Raw genomic sequence first — 16872 nt, 5'->3', positions numbered from 1 at the left:
AGGCTCGACCGCAATCGTTTGCAGTCTGGCCTGTTCCTGAAGCCTCGACTAGCCCAATACCGGCCCGCTATCCATTATCCAGTCCACTATGTGCAGATACAAAATTCCGGGCTCCGTCTGGCGTTCATCGAAAAAACGAGTTGATCATCCCATTCTCTCGTTTATCGGCAGCGGCGCCCGTTTCTTAAGATTTTAAGCAGACAAATCAAATTTTCTATGCGTGTAATACCTATTTTTTGGTAATCAGGACCACCGGTGTTTCGACCACGCCCGACAATTCCGACTGTTTCTTATGCTCGGAAATCGCTTTCAAAGCCGTGTCGATGCCAAATACCGCTTGTTTCGCGGCGTATTGATCGGCCGTTGCAAGCACCCGGCCGTCGGCGAGCATCGGTTTGATGGCGTTGATGTTGTCGTAACCGACGACCTGCACCTTGCCCGCCTTGCCGGCCGCCCGCACCGCAGCCACCGCGCCCAGCGCCATGTTGTCGTTGCCGCACAGCAGCGCCTTGATGTTCGGGTTCGCGTTCAGGATCTGCGATGCCACCGCGTTGCCCTTGTCGATTTCCCAGTCGCCGGATTGCAGCGCGACGACCTTCATGCCGCCTGCTTGCATCGCTTGCTTGAAACCGGCCGTGCGTTGCTGCGCGTTAGTCGTGGTCGATACGCCTTCGATAATGCCGACTTCATCGCCGGCCTTGAGTCGCTTGGCCAGATAATCTCCGACCAGCCTCGCGCCCTTCGCGTTGTCCGGGCCGACGAACGGCACGTTCAGGTCCTTCGACTTGAGCACGTCCGGGTCCAGCCGGTTGTCGATATTCACCACGATGATCCCTGCATTCACAGCCTTCTTGACGACCGGAACGAGCGCTTTCGAATCAGCCGGGGCGATCACGAGCGCGTCGACCTTCGAGACGATCATCTGCTCGACAATGCGAATCTGGTTCGCGGTATCGGTTTCGTCCTTGATGCCGTTGGTGATCAGGTCAAACTGACTCGAGTTGTGTTTCTGATAATCCTTGGCGCCGGTTTCCATGGTCAGGAAAAACTCGTTCGCCAGCGATTTCATCACGAGCGCGACCTTCGGCTTGTGCGCGGCTTGCGCGGCGGCGCCCGTGGAATACAGCGACAACGGCAACATGGCGCATGCGCCCAGTGACAGCGCGACAGACATGAAACGGCGGCGCAGCACGGGTTCGACAGGTTTGTGATGTGAGTTCATGCGGCATATCTCCTGGTTTCGTTTTGAGTTATCGGATATTCAGTTATTGGCTGAAACAGGATGGGTGTGGGCGTGTTGGATTGCTGCTTCCGGCAGCTTCTCGGCTACCTCGGGCTGCCCTTGGTGGGGATATTGGGCCGTCGTGCCGGACATCGGGACACGACTCCGTCAGATAGATGGGATTCAACGTTGCGCGGGATTCCCGTGCGGACTTGCGTGTTTTTCGTCCAGGTGAAAGCACGCCTCGTACGGCCCGATGAGCGTGGACGCTTGCGCCGCCTACCGCAATTGCTGTTGGCCCTGATTCTGGTGCAACGCGTGATGCAACTATGCCGGCCGGCTTTTACAGCTCATCGACAGACTCCCCTTGCACCTTCTTGTCGATGATCGCCCTGGCATAGTCAATACCCGCTCGTGTCGCGTCGATCGGGCTGTTGAACGGTTCCTGCTCCGGTACGCCGAACATCTCCGACTTCCCGCCCTCGCCGCTGGCGCTGCGCGAAATGTTGACGATGATATCGAAATGACGCGGGCCGTCGTCCGGCTCGTCGCGCTCTTTGCCACGACGCAACGCCTGGACGGTGATTTCAAAACCTTTGTAGTGATCGGACAAGGGGCGGGACATACGCGACTCCTTTAAGCAGTAGAACGACAGGATCGCACGGCTTTGCAACGCTGCGCACGAAGAGTGTAGGCAGAGACTGTGAAGGCGCTTTGTCCGCGTGTTGACACCGTTCGCGCTAATGTTGCGACGCTACAACGGAGGCTTGCCCCTGTGGAGACCGGTAGGTGCCGGTCGTTGCCGGTCGCGAAATCATCGAGCGTCATTGGCCGTTCAAGCGCGCAGCCGAAATGAAAATTGTAAGCCTCCTGTCCAGAACCGTTGTCGTCCGATAAAGAAAGCTTACAGAGCGCGTATCAATGGACACGGAACAGATCGAATTGGTGTTAATCGGCGTGAAGCGATTATTGCGAGCGCCTTTTGAATGACGCGGACGTTATGTGCTTTCCGACTTTTCAGGTTCGAAACCGTACGGCATTTGTATGGCTTTTTGCCATAATGGGTTACCTTGGGTTTGCCTGATCAAGCCGCCTGACGATGGCAATGACGGCAAAAGCCACGGCAAAAGCCGCAGCCGTATTGAGCGGGATAGATATGTGCCTGACCTTGCAGCACCTCACCTCGTTTCACGTCATTCATTTAAAGGGAGAAAACGCATGAAGATCCGGGCAACCATGGCAACGCTCGCATTGAGCGTCGCTTTAAGCGCGACCTTCGCTGCAACACCGGCGTTTGCCGATAACAGCCAGCAATCGAAGATGACAACCTGCAATACGCAGGCTTCGGGCAAGAAAGGCGATGACCGCAAGGCCTTCATGAAAGATTGCCTCTCGTCAGGGCCTGCTGCTGCCGCTCCGATGACTCAGCAGCAGAAAATGACGGCGTGCAATAAATCGGCGACGGGCAAGAAAGGCGACGATCGGAAAGCCTTCATGAAGGACTGTCTCAGTAACAAGGGCTGAACCGGAGCGAGGTGACGTTCAATTGTTTGTTAAAGCCGCGTGCCTTTGAACACGCGGCTTTTTTCATGGTTTTTTCGGGCATAAATCACGCACGAATCGCGGGTAAGTAAGCGGGCAAGTAAGCGGGTAAGTAAAGTCCCGAACCCGGGAAAACCCCGCCCCGTCTTATTGCAGTGCAGCTACGGTCGTGCTACGCGGCGCGCGTTTTATCTCATAAGATGATGCGAAGGCGGCCCACCAGAATAACTAATGCGCCATCGGTCCGCCACAGTCTAGCCGGCTTGCAGCATTGCAATAGACGGAGGCCCCAAGGATGGTATGGCGATATAAAAACCGCTGGTTCAGGCGGTGGCTGGTTGTGATCATTTTTTGGGCGGTCCCGATCATGATCGTTGCGGCAAACGAGCTTCGCGAACAGCTCTCGTACGATGCCCAGGATCTTGCCCACTCCCTCTCCACCTGGACGTTCACGGACGCGCAACGTGCCTCTGCCGCCGTTTCGCGCTGCCACGGTTCCCTCGACGAAGCGCGCACGGCCGGCTGCCCGCCGGACGTAGTCGCAGCCAATGCCGCCAAGAACCAGGATGCCCTGGAGGAGTATTCGACTCGCCGCAGCGTGCTGTTCGGTTATCTATGGCATGCGTTTGTCGGCTATTGGGTCGTGCCGGCGATTACGCTGTTTTTGCTGGGCGCCGTGATCGGCGTGATTCGACGTGCCCTCCGCCGCCCCGCCACAAAAAACGACAAAGCGAAGCAAGCCAATGAATCCACTCGGATTGCCAAGCCGTAAAAACATCACATTGCGATGTGGAGACAACGCCTCTGCAGTTTTTTGCACTATCTCACGAAGTTTTTCGTTTTATTTTGACGGGTAATTTTGACCGAAATTCGAGCAATCCGGAAGGGCTGGCCCACCGTTTGCGTCTCCGGATCTTGTCTGTTGCGAGGGACGAATGTTTCGTGCAAACAAGCGTTCTCTGACGCGGACAGCATCCTGGCCGGGCAGGTCAAAATTACCTCACTGCATCTGCCTGACACGGCGCAAGCCAAGCGGGGTAAGGCTCCGCGACATTTCAGGACATGTTGCTCACGGACGTGCTGTGTTATAAAACGCCATGCTGCAACACTCGTAGATGGGGTTTCCCAAAAAACCACGATGGAGAAAACGATGCAAAGACGAAACTTCATGATCAAATCGACCGCCGCGCTTGCAATGGGTGGCTTCGCGCTAGCCGGTTGCACGACAACGTCGAATCAAGGCGCACAACAGACCGCCGGCGACGCGGACGCACGCCGTTCGATCGATGCGGATGTCGACGCAACCATGCAACGCCTCTACGTCACCGCTCGCGGCTCGCGTGAGCTGGTTGGCAAGGCGCGCGGCGTGCTCGTGTTCCCGTCGGTGCTGGCGGCAGGTTTCATCGTCGGGGCGCAGTACGGCAAGGGTGCATTGCGGGTTGGCGGCGGCTCGGTCGGCTACTACAGCACGACGTCGGCGTCGATTGGCCTGCAAGCAGGCGCGCAATCGAAGGCGATCATCTTCCTGTTCATGACGCAGGACGCGCTCGACAAATTCCGCAATACGGACGGCTGGTCGGTCGGCGGCGATGCATCGGTCGCGCTGGTCAAGATGGGCGCGAACGGCAATATCGATTCGGACACCGCAACGGCGCCGGTCGAAGTGTTCGTGCTGACGAACGCTGGCCTGATGGCTAACCTTTCGCTGGAAGGCACGAAGGTATCGCGTCTGAAGATCTGATCAGGGTCTTCGGCTGGCTAAAGCCGGCCTGAATCCTGAATCACGCACGCATAAGTTAAAACCGCCGCGCAGCACGACCAGAAGGTCGTGCTGCGCGGCGGTTTTCTTTATGGTTCTCTTGGTTGGCTTTAAAGCTGGCGAAGCGCTTTTCAGACGCGCCGTTCAACTGGCTGCGCTGTCGATCAGCTTGAAGCGTGAACGCTTTTGCGCGCGCACGACCGCCTGATAACCATCAACATATTGCTGCGCCATGCGACGCGAGGTGAAGCGTTCCTCGAAGCGCCTGCGTACGCCCTCGCGCGACACCGTATGCAGCCGGTTCACCGCCGCCACGGCGCCAATCTCGTCCTCGACGATAAACCCCGTCACGCCCTCGTCCACCACTTCCGGCACGGCTCCGCGATTGAACGCGATCACCGGCGTGCCGCACGCCATCGCCTCGATCATGACCAGCCCGAACGGCTCCGGCCAGTCGATCGGGAACAGCAGCGCGTGGGCGCCGGAGAGAAAACCGGCCTTCTGGTCATCGTCGATTTCACCGATGAACTCCACATACGGCAACTTCATCAGCGGCGCGATTTCGCGTTCGTAGTACTCACGGTCCGCTGCATCCACTTTCGCCGCGATCCTGATTTTCATCCCGCACCGGCCGGCAATCCGGATGGCGGTATCGACGCGTTTTTCCGGCGATATACGCCCAAGGAACGCCAGGTACGTCTGCTCGACCGGCTGCGGCAAGTAACGCCTTTCCGGCAGCCCGTGATACACGGTGGTCAGCCATTTGGCCTGCGGCAACGGATGACGTTGCGCGTCCGAAATGGAGATGACCGGCGCGGTATCGAACGTATTGAAGATCGGTTGCTGCTCCGGCAAATCAAGCCGGCCATGCAGCGTGGTGACGAACGGCGTGTCCTGGCGTTTGAACAGCGAGAACGAGTAGTAATCCATGTGGAAATGCAGCACGTCGAAGTCGTCGGCGCGGCGCCGCACCATTTCCATCAGCAGCATATGCGGGGCGATCCGGTCGCGGATAGCCGGGTCCAGGCGCAACGCGCGCGGCCACACGGCTTCCAGCTTCGCCTTGGTTTGCGAGTCGCCTGAAGCGAACAGGGTCACGTCGTGGCCAAGTTCAACCAGCGCCTCGGTGATATACGAAACAACCCGTTCAGTGCCGCCATACAACTTGGGCGGTACTGATTCGGTCAAGGGGGCTATTTGTGCAATTCTCATTGTTCGCGTCTCCACTCGGTCTGACTTCGCCGTGATGTTTAGTCTGTGATATTGATCGGCAGGGCTGCCGGTCGCCCGCGCGCGCGATGCGTGCGAACGACACCCTATTATTGGCCGTGGAAGCCAACGCGTTGACAAAACTTTCACTTTCACGACCCTGTTACAGTCGCGAAACACTCGAATATCGTTGAATTCCTGCGGTTTTCAGGCCGATATCCCATTGGCGGGCAGCGTTTTTACATCGACGCTGCATGTGTTGTTATTTGTTGCCCGCAGGGCGTTTGTTCGGCTGTTTGTTCAAGTTCACGCCTCGCAGGTCGGCGAGAAACGAGTCGCGCCAGACGCCCAGGTCGTATTTGCGAAGCATCACCATGTTGGTTTCGTAGCGCTCGCGGCGTTCGGCGAGCGGCATGGAAAGCGCCCGCCCAATAGCCTCGCTCATGCCGACTATGTCATGCGGATTTACCATTAGTGCGCCCTTCATTTCATCGGCGGCGCCCGCGAACTGGGACAGCACGAGCACGCCGGGATCGTCGGGATTTTGCGCCGCGACATATTCCTTCGCGACGAGGTTCATACCGTCGCGTAACGGCGTGACCAGCCCGATCTGCGACTCGCGAAACAGCGACATCAGTTTCCACCGGTCGTAACGCTGGTTCATGTAGCGGATCGGCGTGTAGTCGAGGCCCGAGTAGCGGCCGTTGATACGTCCTGCTTCGTATTCCAGGTTATGGCGGATCTGCTGGTAGGTATCCACGTCCGAGCGCGTGGGCGGCGCGATCTGCACCAGCGTGACATTACCCCGCCATTCCGGCGATTTTTCGAGGAAATGTTCGAACGCCTTGAAGCGCTCGACCAGGCCTTTCGAATAGTCCAGCCGGTCCACGCTCATGATGAGCTTGCGGCCTTCCAGGCTCTGCTTCAGGTCCATCACATCCTGACGCGCTTCGCCGCGGGTGGCTTGCTCGGCGATTTCATCAGGGAAGATGCCGATGCGGTACACGCCGGTTTTAAGCCGGCGGCCGAACGCTTCCACTTCGCCATCGGCGGTGGCTGTTCCATGCGCGTGACGCACGATGTAATCGTGGAAAGCGGCTTGGTCGCCGGGCGTCTGGAAACCCACCACGTCATAGCAGCACAGCGACTTGACCAGTTCCGCGTGCGGCGGAATATTGAGCAGAATCTGCGGTGACGGAAACGGGATATGCAGGAAAAAACCCATGCGATTGGTCACGCCTTCCGAACGCAGCGCCTCGCCAAACGGGATCAGGTGATAGTCGTGGACCCAGATGACATCGTCGGGTTGCAGCAGCTTGATTGCGCGATGCGCCAGCCACGAATTGACCCGCCTGTAGCCCGCGTATTCCTCGCGGTCGTAGACGGCCAGGTCGTTGCGATAATGGAAGACAGGCCATAAGGTCGCGTTCGAAAACCCTCGGTAATACTGGTCGTAATCCTTCTTCGGCAAGCCCACGGTGGCGAACGTGACCGCGCCGTCCTGTTCGAGTTTCGGTCCCTGGTTCGCCACGCTGTCGCTGACTACGTCGCCGCTCCAGCCGAACCAGACGCCGCCGCTGTCCTTCAGCGCGCCGAACACACCCACGGCGAGGCCGCCGGCGGAGCCTTTGGTTTCGGTCGGAGAGGCTACTCGGTTCGATACAACGACTAGGCGGGTCATTACTGGCTTCCTTTTTTGCGATTCTGTTCAGGGTGTGTGTATTTTTTTCATGGTCGTAATTTTCATAGCCACCCTGGCCACATTACGTGCGAGGGTCGTGGCCGTTTATTTTTCTGCTGATGATCTTCGTTCGGCTCCGGGCAACGGCCTCGGTTCAATTTCACTCGGTTCAATTTCATTCTCGCGTTCGGTAATGCCCGGGCCTGCTTCGTGGTCTGTGTCAGCTTGTCCGCAATCTCGATGCCACCAACCGGCTCAGCGCCGCTCAGCGGGTTTCGCCGCGCCGCCGCCGGGTGCACTCGGGGCGGTGCTTGCCGCTGAATTCGCCGATGCGTCCGGGCCGTGCCGCTCTCCCCGGCTCGCCACCGGATCGGCTTCCGTGTTGGCTGTCCGGCTGGATGCCGGCGGCCTGATCGTTCCGCCCGCGCCCTCATGGCCGTCCGCCATGCTGCGCCCGAGCGGCGCAACAAAATCGGCATCCTCCCCTTCCTGCGATATATCCGCCCGCGTGCGCGGCAGGAACTGCGGATACGACGACTGCATGAAGTTCAACAGACCTTCGCGCACCCGGCATCGAAGATCCCAGTTCAAGCCGGAATCGAAGGAACTGACGAGCACGCGAAGCTGCATGGACTTTTCGGTGGCGTCGGTGACCTGCAGCACCTGCACGCGCTTGTCCCACTCCGGCGCGTTCTGCAAGATCCGATCGAGCTCTTCGCGCATCGGCGCAAGCGGCATGCGGTAATCCACATAGAAAAACACCGTGCCAATGATTTGCGAACTGTTGCGGGTCCAGTTGGCGAACGGATTCTCGATAAACCATTGCAGCGGCACGATCAGGCGCCGCTGGTCCCAGATCCGGATGGACACATAGGTCCCGGTGATCTCCTCCACCCGTCCCCATTCGCCCTGAATCACCACGACATCGTCGAGCCGGATGGGTTGCGACAACGCGATCTGCAATCCGGCGATCAGGTTGCCCAGCACCGGCCGTGCGGCGATACCGGCGACCAGCCCCGCCACGCCCGCCGAGGCCAGCAAACTCGCGCCGACCTGACGCACGGCGGGAAACGTCATCAACGCGCCGCCGAATCCAATGATGACGATCACCACCATCACCGAACGCGCCAGCACGCGAGCCTGCGTGTGAATCCGGCGCGCTTGCAGGTTGTCCTGGCTGTCGAGCGGATGGGCCTGCACCAGCGCTTCGGCCACCGCGCCCACCGAGCGCACGGCAAGCCACGTCAGCGCGACAATCAGCATCACGGTGAGCAGGTCGCGCAGCGCGGCGGCGAACGGCAGCGAATCGGGTGCCTCTGCCAGCACGAAACCCAGGCCGAGGATGATCAGCAGCGCGAGCGCGGGTTTGTCGATAAAGCGCAATACCACGCTCATCAACGGATACGGCCGCGCAATGCGCATCAGGATGCGCGCACCCACGCGATGCGCGCCGATGGCGAACAGCACGGCGAGCGTCGCGACGACAAGCGCGCCGGGCCAGGTACTGAGCGGAGCGGAAGCGATTCGCTCGAAGGAGTCGAAAGAGGTCATCGTCGTCGTGGGATCAGCCTTGGAAGGTGATATCGGGGGATACGACGGATTGTGCGTGCATGCGGCCCGCCTGCGCATGCAGCGCAGCGGCACCGGCGGCCGGCTTGGCCGGCCAGCCGCGCCATGAGGTAACTATTCTATTGCATTGCAGCAGCCACCGAACCAGCGGGCGGCGCGGACGAACCTCGCCGCCTTGAATGGTGATCGGGCTGCTTAATTTTCAGCTTTGCAGGGAAAAGCCTTGCCGAGCCCGAGCGACACCATGGTCGTGGCGTTGAAGTTGCCGCGCGTGGGATTGTCGGCGATGAACTTGCGTACCGCGTCCGTCAGTTCCTGCGGTTTGACATCGACTGGCAGGCAAAAATACTGGCCGATCTGCGGTCCCGATGTGCCGCCAATGGCTTCGATGGTGTTGTAGATACCGTCAGCGGCACCTTCTATATAAGCCGCGCATGCGCTGCGCGAGGCTGTGTCGGTCTTCGTACAAAGCATGTTCAGATCGTTGCCTGTGAACGCGGCCGCGCTAAGCGGAAACGCGAGCACACTGGCCATGACAAAAACCCGCTGCATGATGGTCCTTTCTTATGTTGGCGGTTGCGGGCCGGCATGGACGCGCAGGCGAAAACATCCTGTCTTGTTGGCCAAAACCCGTCTTTTCAGCGAGCGCGCCCGGGCTAGCCTTCCTTCGGCTTACCCTTCCCGATCATGCCCGCTGTTCCTCGTATTTGCCTCGTCTCGCGCGGTCGGGACCTGTTGTCAGTCAAACCTGAGTCAGGTGCTCGCCGTGCGAGCGTCATTTTGCACTGTTTGCGCCGCTTTGCGGTGCCCCGGACGCGCCCGCAGCGCTCTGGTTTTGCATCGCCGCCAGCCGTGCCGCCAGCCCTTCCGCCACATCTTTCTCGTGATACTGGTTTGCGAAGTCCACCGCCGTCAGGCCAAGCTGGTTCTTCACTCGCAGATCCGCGCCTTCATCGAGCAACAGCTTGACCGTCGACAGATGGCCGCCGCGCGCCGCCATCATCAGCGGGGTCGTGCCGTTGGGCGAACCCGAGTCGATATAAGCCGAATGGTCGAGCAGTACCTTCACCACGTCGTCGTGACCGTTGGTGGCGGCATAGTGCAGCGGCGTCCAGCCCTTCTTGTTCACTTCCGCGTCCTTCGCGATCAGCAGGTTCACGAAGGTGAGGTCGTCGTTGAGCGCGGCCAGCATCATCGCGTTTTCGCCGGCGGGATCGAGCTTTTCAAGGTCAATGTTCGGGTTATCGGCGAGCAGTTGGCCTACCTTGTCCGACTTTTCCCTTGCCGCGATCACGAGCAGCGGCGTGCCGGTGTCATCGACGAGATTCGGATCCACGCCCTGTGACAACAGCTTTTTAACGGCAGATATGTCGTCGAACTTTACCGCCTTGATCATGGAGTCGGCAGGCGTCGCAAAGGCGGGTTGCGCGATGGCGGCGGCTGTCAGCACCAGGCCCGTCACCAGGGTTCGCCAGGTTTTACGCGTCAACGCGGATTGACGGGTTGAGCATGTTGAAAGGGTCGAAGAGGAAACCGTCGAAAATGTAAGCATGTGTTCCTTGGGGATTACTTAACGTTCTGAACGTTCTGGTAACGAAATAATGAATCTGTCGGGCGAAGGGGTCATTCTCCCTGTCTCACCGCGCGACGGTAAAGAACCGTAGCAGGCTTCAGTGCCCAACCGCCTGCGGGATCTTGAACAGCGTGAAAAAATTACGCGTGGTGGCTGCCGCCAACGCTTCTTCCGGCATCTCGCGCAATTGCGCGATGAAGCGTCCGACATAACTTACGTACGCAGGTTCATTCGATTTCCCGCGATACGGCACCGGCGCCAGATACGGTGAGTCGGTTTCAATCAGCAAACGCTCGAGCGGCACACGGCCCGCGACGTCCTGCACGTCTTTCGCGCTCTTGAACGTGACAATGCCCGACAGCGAAATGTAAAAATCCTGGGCAAGCGCCGCCTCGGCGACATGCCACGGTTCCGTAAAGCAATGCATCACGCCGCCCGGCACGCTCGCACGCTCCTCGGCCATGATCCGCAGCGTGTCTTCCCACGACGACCGCGTGTGGATGATCAGTGGTTTCGCTGTGGCGTGCGCCGCCCGGATATGCGTGCGGAAGCGTTCACGCTGCCATTCCATATCGGCGATGCTGCGGCCTTCCAGACGGTAATAATCCAGCCCTGTCTCGCCAATAGCCACTACTTTCGGATGCCGCGCCAATTCCACGAGATCCGCCACGCTCGGCTCTCGCGCGTCCTCGTGATCCGGATGCACGCCGACCGATGCGTAGATATGCTCGTTTTCTTCGGCGATCTTCAACACCGAAGGCAGCGTTTCCAGATCAACCGAGACGCACAGCGCATGCGTCACCTTCAGCTCGCGCATTTTGTCGAGCACTTCGGGCAGGCGGTCGGCCAGGCCTTCGAAATTGATGTGGCAATGCGAATCGACGAACATGGGGATTCCGTTAAAGCGGGATTGGGTTGGGTGGCGAGCGTTCGGTTAGCTGAATGGATCGGATCAGCCGAGCCGCCGGCCGAGAATCAGGAGGTCTCGTTCAACACCGTCCAGCACCGCGACGCGCGGCAGCGCCCCCCATGTCTGGAATTCGAAGCGCTGGAACAGGCGCAGGCTCGCTTCGTTGTGGCCGAAGATGAAACCCAGCAACGTGTCGATACCCAGCGCCGGTGCGCGTTCCAGCGCCACTTGCAGCAACTGCTTCCCAAGCCCCTTGCCACGGGCGCTTTCGGCGAGATAGATACTGACTTCCGCCGTGCGCAGATAGGCTGGGCGGCCGTAAAAGTCGGAGAAACTCAGCCATGCGATGACCGCGCCGTTTTCTTCAACTACCCATAGCGGGCGTGCCTTCGGGCCATGCGCATGAAACCACGCGAGCCGGCTTTCGACTGTGACCGGTTCAAGGTCAGCGGTAACAAGGCGCGAGGGCACGGTGGAATTGTAAATGGCCACGATACCGGGAAGATCGTCGAGCGTGGCGTCGCGGAAATTGGGATTCATGGTGCGTTGGTGTGCAAAGAGAGTGAGTCGGTAGTCAGGCGGTGAACACGTCGCGGTAGCCCAGGAACAGTTCTTCGAACACCAGCCGCGCATTCAGTGGATGATTTTCCACCGCGCGCTGCCGTGTCACCGTCTTTTGAAAGCGGGCGAAACGCTCGGTATCGATCTGCGCGGCGCAGCGTTCGAGCGCCTTCGATGCCCCCGGGAAATACCGCGGACGCCCCGCCGTTTTCTGCGCGAGCAGGTCGTAAAGCCAGCGCTGCAGCCAGCCGAGCACCATGGGCACCGGCAGCTTTTGCAGGCTTTCGCCGCACGCGAAAGCGTCGCAGGCGGGGCCGGCGGCCAGTTGCGCCAGCGCGAAATCACGCAGCGCGCGGTTTTCATCGGAGGCGAGCGCCAGCGCGGTCAGCGGCGCGCCGCCGGCTTCCGCCAGCACGGCTGCTGGACGCTCCACGCCCTGCTGCGTCAGCCATGCAACGGCGGGTTCGGTGGCCGGGAGGGTCATCGGCCATTGGCGGCAGCGGCTGATGATCGTCGGCAGCAAACGGTCTATGCGCGCCGTCACCAGAATGAACACCACGCCCGCGGGCGGCTCTTCCAGCGTCTTGAGCAATGCGTTTGCGGCGAACACGTTGATCGATTCAGCCGGATACAGCAACACGACCCGCAAACCACCCCGGTGTGAACCGAGGCTGAAAAAATTCATCAGCCCGAGCACCTGATCGATCTTGATCTCCTTGCTCAGCACCTTCGTTTTCTTGCCGTCCTCGGCGTCTGCCTTATCAGCCTTGTCGTCGCTGATCAATTCACCGGCGAGCGCTTCCGGCAGGACCGCGCGATAGTCGGGATGGTTGCCCTGGCTGAACCACAGGCAAGCGACGCATTTTCCGCATGGTTCACGGGTTTCAGTCGGGGTTTCGCAGAGCAGACTTTGAGCAAGATGCTGCGCAAACTGCAATTTACCGATACCGGCGCGACCGTGCAGGAGCAACGCGTGCGGCCAGCTTGCACGCAGTTGCTCAAGATGGGTCCAGTCATCGGTTTGCCACGGATAGATCATGAAAAGTCTTTTTGGATCAGGTGTTTGCGGCGCAATCTTGTGAATCTGAATTTACTTTAACTTCTCGGCTAAGTTCAATCAATTCAAGTGTTTGTTGACAGTAATTGAAGCTTTTTCGAGGCTTGACCAGAGGTCATGCCAGCGAATATCAGCGGCTAAAACCATCGAATGACGAGATTTAAAGTAAATTCTATCTACGGATTTTTATCAAAATCAAATACTTGCGATCACTGCTTCAAGTTGTTTCTGGATATCGTCGATCGAATGCGTAGCGTCGATTATCACAAATCGCTCCGGCGATTCCGCCGCCCGGCGCAGATATTCCGCCCGCGTACGGCCGAAAAACGAATCCGATTCGCTCTCGAACTTGTCGGGCGAACGAACCGCGCCGCGTCGTTCGCTGGCCACGTTCGTCGGGACGTCGAAGAGCACGGTCAGGTCCGGCTGAAAACCGCCCTGTACCCAGCGCTCAAGCGCTTCCAGCTTGTCACGCGGTAAACCGCGACCGCCGCCCTGATACGCGAAGGTGGCGTCGGAGAAACGATCCGACAGCACCCAGTCACCCCGGGCCAACGCCGGCTCAATGATCTGCGCCAGATGTTCACGGCGCGCGGCGAACATCAGCAACGCTTCGGTTTCGAGGTCCATCGGCTGGTTGAGCAGCAAGTCCCGCAGGCTTTCTCCCAACGTCGTACCGCCGGGTTCCCGCGTCATCACAACCGAGCGGCCCGTGGCTGCGATCTTGTCCTCCAGGCGCTGACGAAACCACGCGAGGTGCGTCGTCTTGCCCGCCCCGTCGATACCTTCAAACGTGATAAATCTGCCGCGCACCATCATTGTCCCCGGATGTACTTGTCGACGGCCCGATTGTGGTCGCCGAGATTGTCTGAAAAGAAACTGCTGCCGTCGCCGCGCGACACGAAATACAGTGCCGTGCTGGACGCAGGATTGACCGTCGCCGCAAGGGCTGCCACACCCGGCAGCGCGATCGGACCGGGCGGAAGGCCCATGCGCGTGTAGGTATTGTACGGAGTGTCGGTTTGCAGGTCTTTTTTATGCAGCCGGCCGCCGTAGGCCGAACCCAGGCCATAGATCACCGAAGGGTCCGTTTGCAGCGGCATGCCGATGCGCAGCCGGTTCGCGAACACGGCCGCGACCAGCGGCCGGTCGGCGGCTCGCCCCGTTTCCTTTTCGACAATCGACGCCATGATCAGCGCCTCGTAAGGCGTCTTGTACGGCAAATTCTGCGCGCGGGTAGCCCAGGCTTCGGCGAGGCGCTGTTGCATCAGCTTGTACGCCCGTTTGTAGACGGCGATGTCGCTCGTGCCTTTGTCGAAGAGATAGGTGTCGGGGAAAAACAGGCCCTCCGCGCTCACCCGCGCAATCACGTCGTCCGGCGCGCCGATTGCCTTCAGCAAGTCGGTGTCGGTCATGCCGGCTGTGTCGTGCTGCAGCGCCGGATTGCCGTCCAGTTCGTTGCGCATTTTCTGGAACGTCCACCCTTCGATCACGGTCGCCACGTATTCATTGACGTCGCCGCGGGCGATTTTCTGCAGCATCTCGTAGGGCGTGATGCCCATCTTGAACTCATAGTTACCGGACTTGAGCTGCGACGACAGGCCGAGCGCACGCGTCATCAGCACGAACAACTGCTGTTGGACGTGCGCGCCGCCGCGGTCCAGTTGAAGGGCCACGCTGCGCAGCGTACTGTGGGATTTGATGGTGATGTCGAGTTCGGGTGAGGCCAGGTCGACCGGGCTATTCGCCCATTTGAACATGCCCGCAGCGAGCGCACCGGCAACCACGATCGCGACGACCGCCGCGATCAAACATTTCTTCAAAAGGGACATGCGAAACACGCTCGTGGTTAGACCCATATAATAACTTCGTTCGCACCCGTCAAAGTCAGGTTCATGAATTCCCCGACCGTCTCATCGCTTTCATCTCCCTTCGACGCCGTCCTTCACGCCGGCGTGTTCGTGCCGCTGACGCAGTTCGGCATTATCGATACAACCGGCGACGACGCCGCTGCTTTTCTTCATACGCAATTGACGAGCGACGTCCAGCACCTGGACGCGTCAAGCGCGCGACTGGCCGGTTATTGCTCGCCGAAAGGCCGCTTGCTGGCGTCGTTTTTGATGTGGCGAAGCGGTGAAGCCGTGCGCCTGATGCTCGCCGCCGACATACAGGCGTCGGTGCAAAAACGCTTGTCGATGTTCGTGATGCGCGCGAAAGCGAAGCTCTCCGATGCCACGCCGTCGCTCGCCGCGGTCGGTTTTGCCGGCGATGTCCGCAAGACGCTGTCCCATCTCTTCGATGCCATGCCAGACGGCGTGCATGTGAAAGTGGACGGCCCGCTCGGCTCGCTGATCCGTGTGCCTGACGCCGCCGGCCGGCCACGTTTCCTGTGGGTCGGCCCGAAGGCTGACGTTGAAGCGCACCTCGCCGATATCGAAAAGCAGCTCGTGCGTGCCCCGGCCGAGTTATGGGACTGGCTCGACATTCACGCAGGCGAACCGCGCATCACGCAGCCGACTTCCGAGCAATTCGTCCCGCAGATGGTCAATTTCGACGTGCTCGGCGGCGTCAACTTCAAGAAGGGCTGTTATCCGGGGCAGGAAGTGGTGGCGCGCAGCCAGTATCGTGGCACGATCAAGCGCCGCACGTCGCTGGCCCATGCTGAAACCGCGAAGCCCGGCGACGAACTGTTCCACTCCGACGACCCGGGCCAGCCGTGCGGTCTCGTGGTCAATGTGGCGCCCGCGCCCGGCGGCGGCGTGGATGCGCTCGTGGAAATCAAGCTCGCGGCGCTTGAACAGGGTTCGGTACACGTCGGTGCGGCGGACGGTCCCGCGTTGAAATTCTCGCCGCTGCCCTATGCGCTGCCGAGCGAAGTCTGATTCATTGCGGACGGTTCGCTCATGTGCCTGATTGTCTTCGATTGGCAACCGCATTGGCAACCGGACGCGGCGTCGTCTGATGCTGAGCGCCCATTGCTCACGCTTGCGGCGAATCGCGACGAGTTTTTTCATCGTGAAACCGAGCCGTTGCACTGGTGGGAAAACGCCCCGGGGGTGCTCGCCGGACGCGATCTGACGGGCGGCGGAACCTGGCTCGGCGTCACGCGCGACGGCCGTTTTGCCGCGTTGACGAACTATCGGGCGCCGGCGGAAGTACGGCCTGACGCTCCGACTCGCGGTACTTTGGTCAGTGACTTTTTATCCGGCGCACCGGTCGCGCCGATGGCCTATCTGGACGCGATAGCCCGCGACGGGCATCGGTACAACGGGTTCAATCTGGTTGTCGGCGACTTCACGCGGCGCGAAATGGCCTGGTACGGCAATCGTGCCGATGCCCCGCCTTCCCTGCTTGACCCCGGCATTCACGGGTTGTCGAATAGTTTGCTCGATACTCCGTGGCCCAAGCTCGTCGCGCAACGCGATGCGCTGAGGGATCTGCTTCACGTCGATGAACGGCCGTCGCTGGACCGCCTGGTCGAGACCATGCGCAATCCCCAACTCGCCGATGACCATCTGCTGCCGTCCACCGGGCTCTCGCTTGAGCGCGAGCGCGTGTTGTCGGCGGCGTTTATTGAGTCAGAGGGTTATGGCACGCGCAGCACGACGGCGTTGCGCGTGGCCGCGGTTGACGGTAAGAGCGGGGACTTGACGCTGCAAATCAAGGAACTCAGCGACGACGATGGTTCGCATAACATCAAACGTCCCGGCGCGTTCGAACGAAGCGATGCGTTTACGATCGTGCGGGCGGCTTAGGATCGTTGCGTTCCGATTGCGCGCGTAAAGCTCC

17 protein-coding genes are annotated in these 16872 nt (G+C 60.0%); 5 read left to right on the top strand and 12 right to left on the bottom strand.

Features of this window, described 5'->3' with window-relative positions; all coding sequences use genetic code 11:
- Positions 1-229 precede the first annotated feature (229 nt).
- Together ACSQ36_RS09675 and ACSQ36_RS09670 are read right to left on the bottom strand one after the other, a co-directional pair.
- Positions 230-1222 (bottom strand): substrate-binding domain-containing protein, encoded by a 993-nt coding sequence (locus ACSQ36_RS09675; RefSeq protein WP_436181752.1) that lies wholly within the window; start codon positions 1220-1222, stop codon positions 230-232.
- Between the two features lie 343 nt (positions 1223-1565).
- Positions 1566-1847 carry a hypothetical protein gene (locus ACSQ36_RS09670; protein ID WP_213768288.1) on the bottom strand — a complete coding sequence of 94 codons (282 nt, stop codon included), beginning with the start codon at positions 1845-1847 and terminating at the stop codon, positions 1566-1568.
- 593 nt (positions 1848-2440) lie between these two features.
- Here ACSQ36_RS09670 and ACSQ36_RS09665 point away from each other — a divergent pair.
- The 3 genes from ACSQ36_RS09665 (at position 2441) to ACSQ36_RS09655 (ending at position 4505) form a co-directional block, all read left to right on the top strand.
- Entirely contained in the window at positions 2441-2746 is a 306-nt protein-coding gene (locus ACSQ36_RS09665; protein ID WP_436183142.1) for a PsiF family protein, read from the top strand.
- A gap of 313 nt (positions 2747-3059) precedes the next feature.
- Positions 3060-3536, top strand: coding sequence for a hypothetical protein (locus tag ACSQ36_RS09660; RefSeq protein ID WP_213768287.1), 477 nt, complete (start codon positions 3060-3062; stop codon positions 3534-3536).
- A 378-nt stretch (positions 3537-3914) separates the two neighbouring features.
- Entirely contained in the window at positions 3915-4505 is a 591-nt protein-coding gene (locus tag ACSQ36_RS09655; protein WP_213768286.1) for a BPSL1445 family SYLF domain-containing lipoprotein, read from the top strand.
- Positions 4506-4667: 162 nt separating this feature from the next.
- On the opposite strand, the gene ACSQ36_RS09650 is transcribed toward ACSQ36_RS09655, so the two are convergent.
- From ACSQ36_RS09650 to mltG, 10 genes are all read right to left on the bottom strand, one after another.
- A complete protein-coding gene (locus tag ACSQ36_RS09650) occupies positions 4668-5735 on the bottom strand; it encodes a glycosyltransferase family 4 protein (protein WP_436181751.1) in 1068 nt (355 codons plus the stop codon).
- A 259-nt stretch (positions 5736-5994) separates the two neighbouring features.
- On the bottom strand, positions 5995-7413 hold the full coding sequence (gene otsA / locus ACSQ36_RS09645; protein ID WP_436181750.1) for an alpha,alpha-trehalose-phosphate synthase (UDP-forming): 1419 nt from the start codon (positions 7411-7413) through the stop codon (positions 5995-5997).
- A gap of 255 nt (positions 7414-7668) precedes the next feature.
- A complete protein-coding gene (locus ACSQ36_RS09640; protein ID WP_436181749.1) occupies positions 7669-8964 on the bottom strand; it encodes a mechanosensitive ion channel family protein in 1296 nt (431 codons plus the stop codon).
- Between the two features lie 213 nt (positions 8965-9177).
- Positions 9178-9534, bottom strand: coding sequence for a Rap1a/Tai family immunity protein (locus ACSQ36_RS09635; protein ID WP_213768282.1), 357 nt, complete (start codon positions 9532-9534; stop codon positions 9178-9180).
- A gap of 223 nt (positions 9535-9757) precedes the next feature.
- The gene (locus ACSQ36_RS09630) at positions 9758-10534 is read right to left on the bottom strand and encodes an ankyrin repeat domain-containing protein (protein ID WP_436181748.1); all 777 of its coding nucleotides are present in this window, start codon (positions 10532-10534) and stop codon (positions 9758-9760) included.
- Between the two features lie 118 nt (positions 10535-10652).
- Positions 10653-11444, bottom strand: a complete 792-nt coding sequence (locus ACSQ36_RS09625) for a TatD family hydrolase (RefSeq protein WP_436181747.1) — start codon at positions 11442-11444, stop codon at positions 10653-10655.
- Between the two features lie 63 nt (positions 11445-11507).
- Positions 11508-12005 carry a GNAT family N-acetyltransferase gene (locus ACSQ36_RS09620; protein WP_165090666.1) on the bottom strand — a complete coding sequence of 166 codons (498 nt, stop codon included), beginning with the start codon at positions 12003-12005 and terminating at the stop codon, positions 11508-11510.
- A gap of 34 nt (positions 12006-12039) precedes the next feature.
- Complete coding sequence (locus ACSQ36_RS09615; protein ID WP_436181746.1) at positions 12040-13065, bottom strand: DNA polymerase III subunit delta'; 1026 nt, start codon at positions 13063-13065, stop codon at positions 12040-12042.
- A gap of 213 nt (positions 13066-13278) precedes the next feature.
- Positions 13279-13899, bottom strand: coding sequence for a dTMP kinase (gene tmk, locus ACSQ36_RS09610; protein ID WP_436183141.1), 621 nt, complete (start codon positions 13897-13899; stop codon positions 13279-13281).
- Positions 13899-14915: an endolytic transglycosylase MltG gene (gene mltG / locus ACSQ36_RS09605; protein WP_436181745.1), complete on the bottom strand. Its 1017-nt coding sequence runs from the start codon at positions 14913-14915 to the stop codon at positions 13899-13901. Before mltG ends, tmk begins: the two co-directional genes overlap by 1 nt.
- Positions 14916-14978: 63 nt before the next feature.
- Here mltG and ygfZ point away from each other — a divergent pair, with 63 nt between their 5' ends.
- Both ygfZ and ACSQ36_RS09595 read left to right on the top strand, forming a co-directional pair.
- Positions 14979-15965, top strand: a complete 987-nt coding sequence (gene ygfZ / locus ACSQ36_RS09600; protein WP_436181744.1) for a CAF17-like 4Fe-4S cluster assembly/insertion protein YgfZ — start codon at positions 14979-14981, stop codon at positions 15963-15965.
- A 21-nt stretch (positions 15966-15986) separates the two neighbouring features.
- On the top strand, positions 15987-16838 hold the full coding sequence (locus ACSQ36_RS09595; RefSeq protein WP_436181743.1) for an NRDE family protein: 852 nt from the start codon (positions 15987-15989) through the stop codon (positions 16836-16838).
- The last annotated feature ends 34 nt before the right edge of the window (positions 16839-16872 follow it).

The sequence above is a fragment of the Caballeronia sp. LjRoot34 genome (assembly GCF_964253815.1).
Lineage (GTDB): Bacteria > Pseudomonadota > Gammaproteobacteria > Burkholderiales > Burkholderiaceae > Caballeronia.
This window is presented reverse-complemented; position numbering and strand designations above follow the sequence as displayed.